The organism is Bradyrhizobium sp. CCBAU 11430 (assembly GCF_028128855.1).
Taxonomy (GTDB): Bacteria; Pseudomonadota; Alphaproteobacteria; order Rhizobiales; family Xanthobacteraceae; genus Bradyrhizobium; species Bradyrhizobium ottawaense.
Window position 1 is genome coordinate 584,789 of sequence record NZ_LBJV01000007.1, and the last position, 12,375, is coordinate 597,163.

Genomic DNA, 12,375 nt, shown 5'->3' on the forward strand with positions numbered 1-12,375 from the left:
TTCGGCGGACACGTCGCTGCGCTCACAATGACGATCGGGCAAGAGGGTAACGGCAGCATGCAGTTCGCTCTGAACGAGGATCAGATCGCGGTTCGCGACATGGCGTTGGCGTTTGCGGCGGAGAAGATCGCGCCCCACGCGCTGCGCTGGGACGAGGAGAAGCACTTCCCCGTCGACGTGATGCGCGAGGCCGCCACGCTCGGCATGGGCGGCATCTACATCCGTGAGGATGTCGGGGGATCCGCGATGACGCGGTTCGACGCGGCGCTGATCTTCGAGGCGTTGGCGACGGGCTGCCCGACCACCTCCGCCTTCATCTCGATCCACAACATGGCGAGCTGGATGATCGATGCCTTCGGCAGCGACACCCAGCGCCATACATGGCTGCCGAAGCTCTGCTCGATGGAGCTGATCGCCAGCTACTGCCTGACCGAGCCCGGCGCGGGCTCGGATGCCGCGGCGCTCCGCACCCGCGCGGTGCGCGATGGCGATCACTACGTTCTCAACGGCCAGAAGCAGTTCATCTCCGGTGCCGGCGGTACTGATCTGCTGGTCGCGATGGTGCGCACCGGCGGCGATGGTCCGGGCGGCATCTCGACCCTCGTCATCGACGGCAAGACGCCGGGCGTCACCTTCGGCGCCAATGAGCGCAAAATGGGCTGGAACGCGCAGCCGACCCGCGCCGTGATGTTCGAGAACGCCCGCGTGCCTGTTACCAACCGCCTCGGCGAGGAGGGCATCGGCTTCAAGATCGCGATGGCCGGTCTCGATGGGGGCCGCCTCAACATCACCGCGTGCTCGCTGGGCGGCGCGCAAACCGCGCTCGACAAGGCGCGCGCCTACATGAAGGAGCGCAAGGCCTTCGGAAAGCGTCTCGACGAATTCCAGGCGCTGCAATTCCGTCTCGCCGACATGGCGATCGAGCTCGAGGCCGCGCGCACCTTCCTGTGGCGCGCCGCCGCGGCGTTGGACCGGAAGGACCCCGATGCCACCATGCTATGCGCGATGGCAAAACGCTTCGGCACCGATGTCGGCTTCGAGGTCGCCAACCATGCGCTGCAGCTTCACGGCGGCTACGGGTACTTGAGCGAATATGGGATCGAGAAGATCGTGCGCGATCTGCGCGTGCACCAGATCCTCGAAGGCACCAATGAAATCATGCGGCTCATCGTGGCGCGCAAACTGATTGAGGGCGCGCGATGAGTTCGGTGGAAGAGGGCGATCTGGTCGCGCGCGTCGAGGGCGCGGCCGGGGTGATCAGGCTCAATCGTCCCAAGGCCATCAACGCCGTCACGCTGGAAATGTTTCGCGACATCGACAAGGCGCTCGATCGCTTCGAGGCCGATTCCGCCGTCGCCGTGATCGTGCTGGAAGGTGCCGGGGAGCGCGGCCTCTGTGCGGGCGGCGACATCCGCACGCTCTGGGAGAGCTCGAAGGTCAACGGCGACCTCGGCAAGATCCTCTGGCGCGAGGAATACATCCTCAACGCCCGGATCAAGAGATTCCCAAAGCCGTATATCGCCTTCATGGACGGCATCGTGATGGGCGGCGGCGTCGGGCTCTCCGCCCATGCCAGCCATCGCATCGTCACCGATCGCACCAAGCTCGCGATGCCCGAAGTCGGGCTCGGCTTCTTTCCTGACGTCGGCGGCACCTTTCTGTTGTCGCGCTCGCCGGGCGAGATCGGCACTTACTTCGGCCTGACCGGCCAGACCATGAACGGGCCCGACGCGATCCACGCCAAATTCGCCGACGCCGTGGTGCCGACGGCCAGATGGCCGGAGCTGCGCGAGGCGCTGACCAAGGTTCGTCCAGGCGTAACTGCGGCCGATGTTGGCAAGCTCATCAACGGCTTTGCGACGGGCGGGACCGCGGGACCGGTCGCGGCAAAAGAGCCTGCTATCGACGCTTTGTTCGGCTTCGACCGGATGGAAGATATCTTTGCCGCTCTGAAACGTGACGGCTCGGAGTTCGCGCTGGCGACGCTGAAGACGCTCAACGAAAAATCGCCGCGCGGCATGGTGGTGACGCTGAAATTGTTGCGACTGGCGCGCACCGCGTCGAGCCTGGAGGAATGCCTGGTGCGCGAGTACCGTGCCGCGCTCGAGGTGTTCCGCAGCGATGATTTTCGCGAGGGCGTGCGCGCGGCCGTGATCGACAAGGACCGCAATCCGATCTGGTCGCCGCCGCGGATCGAGGATGTGACGCCAGAGATGCTTGCGCCGTATCTCGCCGAGATCGGCGTCGACGAGCTGAAGTTCAACTAATCAACGATTGAAGCGGAGGAAACGACAATGGCCACGATCGCATTCATTGGTCTGGGCAACATGGGCGGCCCGATGGCGGCCAACCTCGTCAAGGCCGGCCACAAGGTGGTGGCGTTCGACCTCGTCGAAGCCTCCCGCAATCAGGCCAAGGCCGAGGGCGCCGGCATCGCTGACAGCGCCGCGGGCGCGGTGAAGGGCGCCGATGTCGTCGTCACCATGCTCCCGGCCGGCAAGCATGTGCTCGGCGTCTGGAACGAAATCCTTCCCGCGATGACCAAGGGTGCGCTGGTCATCGATAGCTCCACAATCGACGTCGAGAGTGCGAGGCAGGCGCATGCGCTCGCCGGCAAGCACGGCGTGCTCTCGGTGGATGCGCCGGTCTCCGGCGGCACCGGCGGCGCCAAGGGCGCGACGCTCACCTTCATGTGCGGCGGCGAGGAGAATGCATTCGCGGCGGCAAAGCCCGTGCTGGAGAACATGGGCAAGAAGATCGTGCATTGCGGCGGCGCCGGCGCAGGGCAGGCGGCCAAGATCTGCAACAACATGATCCTCGGCATTTCCATGATCGCGGTGAGCGAAGCTTTCGCACTCGGCGAGAAGCTCGGGCTCTCGCATCAGGCGCTGTTCGACGTTGCCTCGACCTCGTCCGGCCAGTGCTGGTCGCTGACGACCTATTGCCCGGTGCCGGGTCCGGTGCCGACTTCGCCCGCGAACAACGACTACAAGCCGGGCTTTGCCTCGGCGCTGATGGTGAAGGATCTGACGCTGGCGCAGGACGCCGCGAAGGCTGCGGGCGCGGCCACCCCGCTCGGCAAGCATGCGCAGGAGATCTATCAGTCTTTCGACGCAGCCGGGCAAGGTGGGGTGGATTTTTCCGGAATTATCAAGCACGTTCGCAGCCTCGCTGGAAAATAGCGAGGCTTCGTTGCCCGGATGGAGCGAAGCGAAATCCGGGTCAGCTGCTTCCAATGGCGTAGCCGGCCCCGGATTGCGCTTCGCTCCATCCGGGTTACGTTCGAAGATCATTTCGACGGGCCCGGAACATGACGACATTTCAGGACGCGCGCGCGTTTCTGCTCAAGCACCGCACGGATTACGAGACAGCGGTTAAAGGCTTCCGCTGGCCGGATCCGGTGCCCTTCAACTGGGCGCTCGACTGGTTCGACGAGCTGGCGAAGGACGCCGAAGCCAAGGACCGGCCCGCGCTCTGGATCGTCGACGCCGCGCAGGACCGGCAGACAAAACTGTCCTTCGCGGCGCTCTCGAAGCGCTCGAACCAGGTGGCGAACTTCCTCCGCGCGCAGGGCCTGAACCGCGGCGATCATCTTCTGCTGCTGCTCGGCAATGTGGTTCCGCTGTGGGAGACGATGCTGGCGGCGATGAAGCTCGGCGTCGTCGTGATCCCCGCGACCACGCTGCTCACCGCGGACGAGCTGCGCGATCGCCTCGATCGCGGCAAGGCCAAGGCGGTGATCGCCGCCGAGGATCAGGTCGCGAAGTTCGCAAACCTTGGTGCCGAGAACATCGTTCGCATCGTGGTCGGCACGGCTCACGACGGATGGCTCTCCTATGATGAGGCCGCAAAGGCCCCGGAGAGTTTTAGCGCCGACGGCCCGACTAATGCCGACGATCCGATGCTGCTCTACTTTACCTCGGGGACCACGGCAAAACCAAAACTCGTCCGGCACAGCCAGCGCAGCTATCCGGTCGGCCATCTGTCGACCATGTACTGGATCGGGCTGAAGCCCGGTGACGTCCATCTCAACATTTCCTCGCCCGGCTGGGCCAAGCATGCCTGGAGCTGCTTCTTCGCGCCGTGGAATGCGGGCGCCACCGTGTTCGTGGTCAACCAGCCGCGCTTCGATGCTAAGGGCCTGCTCGCCACCATCGGCCGCTGTGGCGTCACCACGCTGTGCGCGCCGCCGACGGTGTGGCGGCTGTTCATCCAGGAGAACCTTGCCTCCTTCAAGGTGAGCTTGCGCGAGGTCTGCGGCGCCGGCGAGCCGCTCAACCCGGAAGTGATCGACCAGGTGCAGTCCGCCTGGGGGCTCACCATCCGCGACGGCTACGGCCAGACCGAAACCACCGCGCTCGCCGGCAACTCGCCGGGCCAGAAGATCAAGATCGGCTCGATGGGCCGGCCGCTGCCGGGCTATCGCGTGCAGATCAGCGATGCTGACGGCCATCCCGCCAGGGAAGGCGAAGTTACACTGGTGCTCGGCGCCGAGCGCCCCGCCGGGCTGATGCAGGGCTATCAGAGCGACGACGGCAAGCTCTCCGGCGCCGAGGGCGAGCTCTATCGCAGCGGCGATGTCGTGTTCGAAGACGACGAGGGCTATCTTACTTTTGTCGGCCGCTCCGACGACGTGTTCAAGTCGTCGGATTACCGGATCAGTCCGTTCGAGTTGGAGAGCGTGTTGCTCGAGCATGAGCTGGTCGCAGAAGCCGCGGTGGTGCCGAGCCCGGATCCGATCCGGCTCGCGATCCCCAAGGCGTTCGTGCTGCTGACCTCGGGCGCGGAGCGGACGCCTGAGACCGCGCTGTCGATCTTCCAGCACCTGCACACGCGGCTCGCCCCGTTCAAGCGCATCCGTCGCCTCGAAATCGTCACCGAGCTGCCGAAGACGATCTCTGGAAAAATCCGCCGGGTGCAGCTACGCAGGCTGGAGCGCGACGATGATCGCAACGATCCGCTGCGCGGCCGGGAATTCCGTGAGGAGGATTTTCCGGAACTGCCGAAAACACGGAGTGAGACCTAAGTAGGCTTGTCATTCCGAGGCGATGCGTAGCATCGAACCCGGAATCCATCTTGCAACAGACGCCGTGGCGCGATGGATTCCGGGCTCGCGCTTCGCGCGCCCCGGAATGACGGCATTTGGAGTTGCTAAATGAACGAAGTCTGGAAGAAGCCGCCGATTTCCTTGGAAGCCTATCAGGCCATGGTCGGCAAGGAGATCGGCGTATCGTCGTGGCACCTGATCGATCAACCGCGCATCGACACCTATGCCGACGTGATCGAGGATCACCAGTTTATCCATGTCGACCCTGAACGGGCCAAGAAGGAGACCGCCTTCGGCACCACCATCGCGCACGGCTTCCTGACGATGTCGCTGCTGTCGATCATGTCCTATGAGGTGATGCCCGTGATCGCGGGGACCACGATGGGCGTCAATTACGGTTTCGACAAGCTGCGCTTCATCTCGCCGGTGCGTTCCGGCAAGCGCGTCCGCGGCCGTTTCGTGCTGGCCGAAGCCAAGCTCCGCAAGCCCAACGAGCTGCAGTCCCGCACCAACGTGACCGTGGAGATCGAAGGCGAGGACAAGCCGGCGCTGGTCGCGGAGTGGCTGGGTCTGATCTATTTCGCGTAGGGCGGCCGGGCTTGACCCGGCCAGCCATCGCTGCTCAAAAGCCTGTCAATTTGATGGATGGCCGGGTCGAGCCCGCCCATGACGACTAGCATGTAGGAAAGCACTCATGGCAATCAGGTTCGACGGACGCGTCGCCATCGTCACCGGCGCGGGCAATGGTCTGGGGCGTGCGCATGCGCTGGGACTGGCCAGCCGCGGCGCCAAGGTCGTCGTCAACGATTTCGGCGGCGCGCGTGACGGCACCGGTGGCTCGCTGTCGCCGGCCGAGACCGTGGTCGAGGAAATCCGCAAAGCCGGTGGCACCGCGATGGCGGATGGCGCCGACGTCTCGAATTTCGAACAGGTCACCGCCATGGTCGAGCGCGCCACCAAGGAATGGGGCAGCGTCGATCTCTTGTGCGCCAATGCCGGCATTTTGCGCGACAAGTCGTTCGGCAAGATGGAAGCGGCCGACTTCCAGAAAGTGCTCGACGTGCATCTGGTCGGCACCTTCTATTGCTGCAAGGCGGCCTGGGCCGGCATGCGCGACCGCAATTACGGCCGCATCGTGCTGACGACGTCGTCCTCCGGCCTCTACGGCAATTTCGGCCAGGCCAATTACGGCGCGGCCAAGTCCGGCATGGTCGGCCTGATGAACGTGCTCGCCGAGGAAGGCCGCAAGTCCGACATCCGCGTCAACATCATCTCGCCGACGGCGGCGACGCGCATGACGGAAGAGCTGCTGCCGCCGCAGGCGCTGCAATTGATGAAGCCGAACGCGATCACGCCCGCGGTCGAGTACATGCTCAGCGAAGACGCTCCGACCCGTACCATCATGGGCGCCGGTGCTGGCTCCTTCGCGGTGATCAAGATCGTGGAGAGCGAGGGCATCAACCTGCCGGAGACCGAATGGACGCCGGACGCGGTGGCCGCGCATTTCGCGGAGATCAGCGACATGTCGAAAGCCAAGGCGCTGACCGGGGCGTTCGAGCAGACGCAGAAATACGTGGCGCAGGCCGCGGCGCGGGCGGGGATCAAGCTCTGACCGACGTCGCCGTCATCGGGGCCGGTCCCGCCGGGCTGATGGCGGCGGAGGTGCAGGCGCAGGGCGGCGCGCGCGTCACCGTGTACGACGCGATGCCGTCCGCGGGCCGAAAATTCCTGATGGCCGGCCGCGGCGGGCTCAATCTCACCCACAGCGAACCGCTGTCGGAATTCATGGCGCGCTATCGCGAGGCGGCCCCGAAGCTGCAGGCGGCGATCGAGGCGTTTTCGCCTGAGGCGTTGCGCGCGTGGAGCGAAGCCCTGGGTGAGCCGACCTTCGTCGGCACCAGCGGGCGGGTGTTTCCAAAAGCGTTCAAGGCCTCGCCCTTGCTGCGCGCGTGGCTCCGGCGGCTCGATGCGAGCGGCGTGCGGTTTGCCTTTCGTCATCGCTGGACCGGCTGGGATGACGAGGGGCGGCTGGTGTTTCGAGCGCCCGATGGCGTGGCGGTCGTCACTGCCAACGCCACCGTGCTCGCGCTCGGCGGCGCGAGCTGGCCGCGGCTGGGGTCGGATGGCAGCTGGGCCGACATCCTCGCCGCGAAGGGCGTTGCCATCTCAAAGCTCCGGCCAGCCAATTCCGGCTTCACGGTCGCCTGGTCCGATGTGTTCCGCGATCGTTTCGAGGGCCAGCCGCTCAAGGGCGTGGCGCTGACGATCGGCGCGCATACGGTGCGGGGCGAAGCCATGATCACGCGTAGCGGCATCGAAGGCGGCGCGATCTACGCGCTGTCGGCGGAGTTGCGGGAGGCGGTGCTCAGTCTCGGGCAGGCGACGCTTTCGATCGCATTGCGGCCGGACCTCGACGCCGCCGCCCTGACCACGCGGCTATCAGGCACGCGCGGCAAGCAATCGCTCGGGAACTTCCTGCGCAAGGCGGCGCAATTGTCGCCGGTCGGAATCGGTCTGATGCAGGAGGCCGCCATCGTGTCCGGCCGGCCACTGGCCGCGTTCTCGCCCGCCGAGCTTGCGCATCTGATCAACGCCATTCCGGTTCAGCTCACCGGCGTTGCCCCGATCGATCGCGCGATCTCGACTGCGGGCGGGATCACCTTCGATGAGCTCGACGGCAGCTTCATGCTGCGAAAATTGCCCGGCGTGTTCGCCGCCGGCGAGATGCTGGACTGGGAGGCGCCGACCGGCGGCTATCTGCTGCAGGCCTCGTTCGCGACGGGAGCCGCCGCGGGCAGGGGCGTGCTGGCGTGGCTCGCCAGGTCGTAGGGTGGGTTAGCGAAGCGTAACCCACCACGTCTGTATCTGCATCGAGAGGAGTGGTGGGTTACGCCTTCGGCTAACCCACCCTACCAGAGCAATGCCTACCGCAACTTCCCGCGTGCCGCCACCGGCAGCGTGCCGATGATCTCCTCGCCGCGGACCATCACCACCTCGTCCATCATGTTGACGACGACACAGACGTGGTTGGGCACGATGCGGACGACGTCGCCGACATTGGGCCGAGTGTTGCTGCGGGAGAGATCGAGGAAGCCGTGCTCCTCGGCGAAGCGCGCGATCTTGGCTTCGGGGTGCTCCAGGATCAGGCCGTGGCCGTCGAGACCGCCGGTATCCGTGGTCAGCGTCTTCGAGCCGGCATCGAGAATGCCGCGCTCGGGTGCGGCGCGGCTGACCACGGTCGAGTAAATATGCAGCGCGCAATCGTCCCAGGTCGCCGAGCCCGCAGTGACCTGCATGCGGTCGTTGTAGATGTAGGTGCCGAAGCGATGCTCGGTGCCGCCCTTGAGCTTGCCGATGTTCTTCAGGTTCGGCGTACCGCCGGTCGAGACGATTTTTGCGTCCAGCCCGTGCGCGCGCACGCCGGCCAGCGCTTCGTCGTAGAATTTTTGCGCGTCCGCCCAGCCGGTCTCGGTTGGATACAGCATGAAGCCGGCGAATTCGAGCCCCTTCGAGCTCGCGATCTCGCGTGCTAGCGCGATCGCCTCCGCCGGCGTCTCGACGCCGGCGCGCTTGCGCCCGGTGTCGCATTCGACCACGACCGAGAGCGGACGGCCCGACGCCGCCGCGGCCTTGGGCAGGCCGGCAACGACGGTCGAATTGTCGGCGGCCACCGTCATGTTGGCCTTGGCCTGCAGCGCACCGAGCCGCGCCATCTTCTCTTCGCCGAGGAGATTGTAGCTGATCAGGATGTCGTCGATGCCGGCATTGGCCATGATCTCGGCTTCGCCCAGCTTCTGGCAGGTGATGCCCTTCGCGCCGGCCGCGACCTGCATCTTGGCGATGGTCGGGTTCTTGTGGGTCTTGATGTGGGGACGGTTGGCGATTCCGGCCTCGTCGCAGGCCTTCTGGATCCGCGCGATGTTGCGCTCGACCTTGTCCATGTCGATGACGGCGCAGGGCGTGCCGTATTCGCGGGCGATTTTTGCGGCGAGGGGAGTTGTCATGGGAGTCTCTTAGTTGGCGCGCATTCTGATCGCAAAACCGGTGCCCACTTTTGCGGAATGCGCGCTAGGCCTGCTCTATTTCTTCACGAAGCATTTCAAGTTCGAGCCAGCGCTCTTCAGCGGCAGACAGTTCATCATGCGCCTTCGCGATAGCGGCGGAGGTGTCGTCGAATGTCTTGCGATCCTTGGCGTAGAGGTTGGGATCGTCGAGCACGCGCTGCAGTTTTGCAATATCCGCCTGCAGCGTTTCCATTTTCTTCGGCAGCGTTTCCAGCGCGTGCTTCTCGTTGAAGCTCAGCTTGCGTTTCGGTGTGGAGGCGGGAGCAGCGGCGCGCTCCTCTCTCTTCTCCGCAACCGGCTGGGCCTTCGCCGTTTCGCGCTTCAAATCCGCGCCGCGCTGGGTCAGCATATCGCTGTAGCCGCCGGCATATTCGGTCCACTTGCCGTTGCCCTCGGGCGCGATCACGGAGGTGACGACGCGGTCGAGGAAGTCGCGGTCATGGCTGATCAGGATGACGGTGCCCTCGTAGTCGCCGAGCATGTCTTCGAGGACGTCGAGCGTTTCGAGGTCGAGGTCGTTGGTCGGCTCGTCCAGCACCAGCAGGTTCGAGGGTTTTGCCAGTGCGCGCGCCAGCATCAGCCGGCCGCGCTCACCGCCCGAGAGGACTTCCACCGGCGTGCCGCGCTGCTCCTGCGCGAACAAAAAGTCCTTCATGTAGCCGACGACGTGCTTCGGCTTGCCGCCGACCATGATCTGGTCGCCGCGCCCGCCGGTCAAGGCTTCAGCCAGCGTCGATTTCGGATCGAGGCTTTCGCGGTGCTGATCCAGCGTCGCTACCTCCAGATTGGCGCCGAGACGTAGGGTGCCGGAGTCCGGTTCCCCGCCGCCGGTGAGCAGATTGACCAGCGTGGTCTTGCCGGCGCCGTTCGGTCCGATGATGCCGAGCCGGTCGCCGCGCTGGATGCGCGTCGAGAAATTCTCGACGATCTTGCGCTCGCCATAGGCCTTGGTGACGCCCTTGGCCTCGATCACCAGCTTGCCGGATTGCTCTGCTTCGCTAGCTGCGAGACTGGCGGTGCCGGCGGTGCCGCGATAGTTGCGCCGCTGGTCGCGCAGCGTATGCAGATTGGCGAGGCGCTTGACGTTGCGCTTGCGGCGGCCGGAGACGCCGTGGCGCAGCCAGTGCTCCTCATCGACGATCTTGCGGTCGAGCTTGTGCTGGTCGCGCTCTTCTTCCGCCAGCACCTCGTCGCGCCAGCTCTCGAACGAGGCAAAGCCGCGGTCGATCTGCTTGATCTTGCCGCGGTCGAGCCAAGCCGTGGAGCGCGAGAGATTGGTGAGGAAGCGGCGGTCGTGGCTGATGATCACCAGCGCGCTGCGCCTGGAGTCGAGCTCCTGTTCCAGCCATTCGATGGTGGCGAGATCGAGATGGTTGGTCGGCTCGTCCAGCAGCAAAATGTCAGGCGAGGGCGCGAGCACATACGCCAGCGCCGCGCGACGGGCCTCGCCGCCGGAGAGATTATGCGGGTTCTCGTCACCGGTCAGGCCAAGCTGCTCCAGCAGGTAGCGCGCCTGGTGCTGATCGTCGCCGGGCGCGAGACCGGACTCGACGTAGGCAAGCGTGGTCTTGTGCTCGCCGAAGTCGGGCTCCTGCGGCAGGTAACGCACGGTGGCGCCCGGCTGCACGAAGCGCGTGCCGCCGTCGGGCTCGACGAGGCCGGCCGCGATCTTCAGCAGCGTTGACTTGCCCGAGCCGTTGCGGCCGATCAAACAGACGCGCTCGGATGGCGCGACGTTGAGCTCGACGCCTGACAGCAGCGGCGTGCCGCCAAAGGTCAGCCTGATGTCCTTGAGTTGGATCAGCGGCGGCGCCATGTCAGCCCTGACTCAAATTCTGGCTCGTAGCGGCCTGATCGGCGCGGCGGCGCTGGATCCGGCGCAGCGTCTGGTCGAGCGCCGAGAGGAAGGCGGAACGGTCGCGCGGTGCGAATGATCGCGGGCCGCCGGTGACCTCGCCGGCCGAGCGCAGATCCGTCATCAGATTGCGCACCGCCAGCGTCATCCCGATCGACTCTTCCGTGAACGGCTTGCCGTTCGGGGCGATCACGTCAGCGCCGGCCTTGACGCAGCGGCTCGCAAGCGGAATGTCCGAGGTGACGACGACGTCGCCGGACTTGACGCGTTCGACGATCCAGTCGTCGGCGGCGTCCATGCCGGCGCCTGCGGCGATACGCTCGATCAGCGGATCGTGCGGCACACGGATGAAATTGCCGGCGACCACGCTCACGGGCACGCCGTGCCGGAGCGCGACGCGATAGATCTCGTCCTTCACCGGGCAGGCGTCGGCGTCGACATAGATGCGGGTGGGGGTGTCAGTCATTCGCCGCGTGGTACCCCATTCGGGCCGCAAAGGCGAGGGGATTGACCGGTGTTCCCTGGGGCCTACGATCAGCCCGAAACAACAAGAACAGGGAAGATGTCCCCATGCCGGACCGGCTCGAAACCTGGCGCGTCGAGGCCTACAACACCGCCAAGCAATCCGAAAACAAGATGCATGACGACACCGTGGCGCGCCGCTTTGGCTTTTCCGGCGGGCTGGTCCCGGGCGTCGATGTCTTCGCCTACATGATGCACGTGCCGATTGCTCGCTGGGGCCGCGATTTCCTGTCCCGCGGGCTGGTCGAGGCGCGCTTCATCAAGCCGGTTTATGATGGCGAGCCCGCCGATGTCGATGCGACCGAGCACAGCGGCTTGCTGACGATCGAAGTGTTCAGCCGCACCGAGCTCTGCGCGACAGGCACGGCCTCGCTGCCGGCGGCAGCGCCGGCGGTGTCGCTGAGCGACTATGTCGCGGTCCCCGTGGTCGCCGAGCGCAAGCCGGTCAGTCCGGCGACGTTCGAGACGGGCAAATGGCTGGGCACCGAGCCGCGCCGGTGGGCCGGGCAGGACGCGACCGACTATCTCGCCGATGTCAGGGAAACCGATCCGATCTTTGCGCGCGAAGGGCTCGGCCATCCCGGCCTGATCCAGCGGGTCATGAACCGCGTGCTGGTCGACAACACCATTCTGGGCCCGTGGATCCACGTCGGCAGCCGCATGCAGCTGCTGTCTGCGGGACGCACCGGCGACGAGATCACCGCGCGGGCCAAGGTCACGGCGAATTACGAGAAGAAGGGCCACCGCTTCGTCGAGCTCGACGCGCTCGTCGTCGCCAACGGCACGACGCCGCTCGCGCATTGCCAGCACATTGCGATCACCCAGCCGCGCGAGCAGGCGGCGTAGGCGGAAATAAGCACATCGTCACCACGTCGTCATGCCCGGGC

11 protein-coding genes are annotated in these 12,375 nt (G+C 65.7%); 8 read left to right on the forward strand and 3 right to left on the reverse strand.

Annotated features, from left to right (window positions below; all coding sequences use genetic code 11):
• Positions 1-57: 57 nt before the first annotated feature.
• The 7 genes from XI04_RS07465 (at position 58) to XI04_RS07495 (ending at position 7,876) form a co-directional block, all read left to right on the forward strand.
• Positions 58-1,203, forward strand: a complete 1,146-nt coding sequence (locus tag XI04_RS07465; protein ID WP_212476960.1) for an isobutyryl-CoA dehydrogenase — start codon at positions 58-60, stop codon at positions 1,201-1,203.
• Positions 1,200-2,267 carry an enoyl-CoA hydratase/isomerase family protein gene (locus XI04_RS07470; RefSeq protein ID WP_212476958.1) on the forward strand — a complete coding sequence of 356 codons (1,068 nt, stop codon included), beginning with the start codon at positions 1,200-1,202 and terminating at the stop codon, positions 2,265-2,267. The genes XI04_RS07465 and XI04_RS07470 overlap by 4 nt, the downstream gene beginning before the upstream one ends.
• Positions 2,268-2,273: 6 nt before the next feature.
• Positions 2,274-3,182, forward strand: a complete 909-nt coding sequence (mmsB, locus tag XI04_RS07475; RefSeq protein ID WP_312015367.1) for a 3-hydroxyisobutyrate dehydrogenase — start codon at positions 2,274-2,276, stop codon at positions 3,180-3,182.
• Positions 3,183-3,310: 128 nt separating this feature from the next.
• Positions 3,311-5,026: an AMP-binding protein gene (locus XI04_RS07480; RefSeq protein WP_212476954.1), complete on the forward strand. Its 1,716-nt coding sequence runs from the start codon at positions 3,311-3,313 to the stop codon at positions 5,024-5,026.
• 129 nt (positions 5,027-5,155) lie between these two features.
• Positions 5,156-5,635, forward strand: a complete 480-nt coding sequence (locus XI04_RS07485; RefSeq protein WP_028145119.1) for a MaoC family dehydratase — start codon at positions 5,156-5,158, stop codon at positions 5,633-5,635.
• 106 nt (positions 5,636-5,741) lie between these two features.
• Positions 5,742-6,659 (forward strand): SDR family NAD(P)-dependent oxidoreductase, encoded by a 918-nt coding sequence (locus XI04_RS07490; RefSeq protein ID WP_028145118.1) that lies wholly within the window; start codon positions 5,742-5,744, stop codon positions 6,657-6,659.
• Entirely contained in the window at positions 6,656-7,876 is a 1,221-nt protein-coding gene (locus XI04_RS07495) for an NAD(P)/FAD-dependent oxidoreductase (protein WP_038946441.1), read from the forward strand. Before XI04_RS07490 ends, XI04_RS07495 begins: the two co-directional genes overlap by 4 nt.
• Positions 7,877-7,971: 95 nt before the next feature.
• On the opposite strand, the gene XI04_RS07500 is transcribed toward XI04_RS07495, so the two are convergent.
• The 3 genes from XI04_RS07500 to XI04_RS07510 form a co-directional block, all read right to left on the reverse strand.
• Positions 7,972-9,051, reverse strand: coding sequence for a D-TA family PLP-dependent enzyme (locus XI04_RS07500; protein ID WP_212476952.1), 1,080 nt, complete (start codon positions 9,049-9,051; stop codon positions 7,972-7,974).
• Between the two features lie 64 nt (positions 9,052-9,115).
• Entirely contained in the window at positions 9,116-10,927 is a 1,812-nt protein-coding gene (locus tag XI04_RS07505; RefSeq protein WP_212476950.1) for an ABC-F family ATP-binding cassette domain-containing protein, read from the reverse strand.
• A 1-nt stretch (position 10,928) separates the two neighbouring features.
• The gene (locus tag XI04_RS07510; protein WP_038972538.1) at positions 10,929-11,432 is read right to left on the reverse strand and encodes a YaiI/YqxD family protein; all 504 of its coding nucleotides are present in this window, start codon (positions 11,430-11,432) and stop codon (positions 10,929-10,931) included.
• 104 nt (positions 11,433-11,536) lie between these two features.
• On the opposite strand from XI04_RS07510, the gene XI04_RS07515 reads away from it, so the two are divergent.
• Positions 11,537-12,334 carry a hypothetical protein gene (locus XI04_RS07515; RefSeq protein ID WP_212476948.1) on the forward strand — a complete coding sequence of 266 codons (798 nt, stop codon included), beginning with the start codon at positions 11,537-11,539 and terminating at the stop codon, positions 12,332-12,334.
• Positions 12,335-12,375 lie beyond the last annotated feature (41 nt).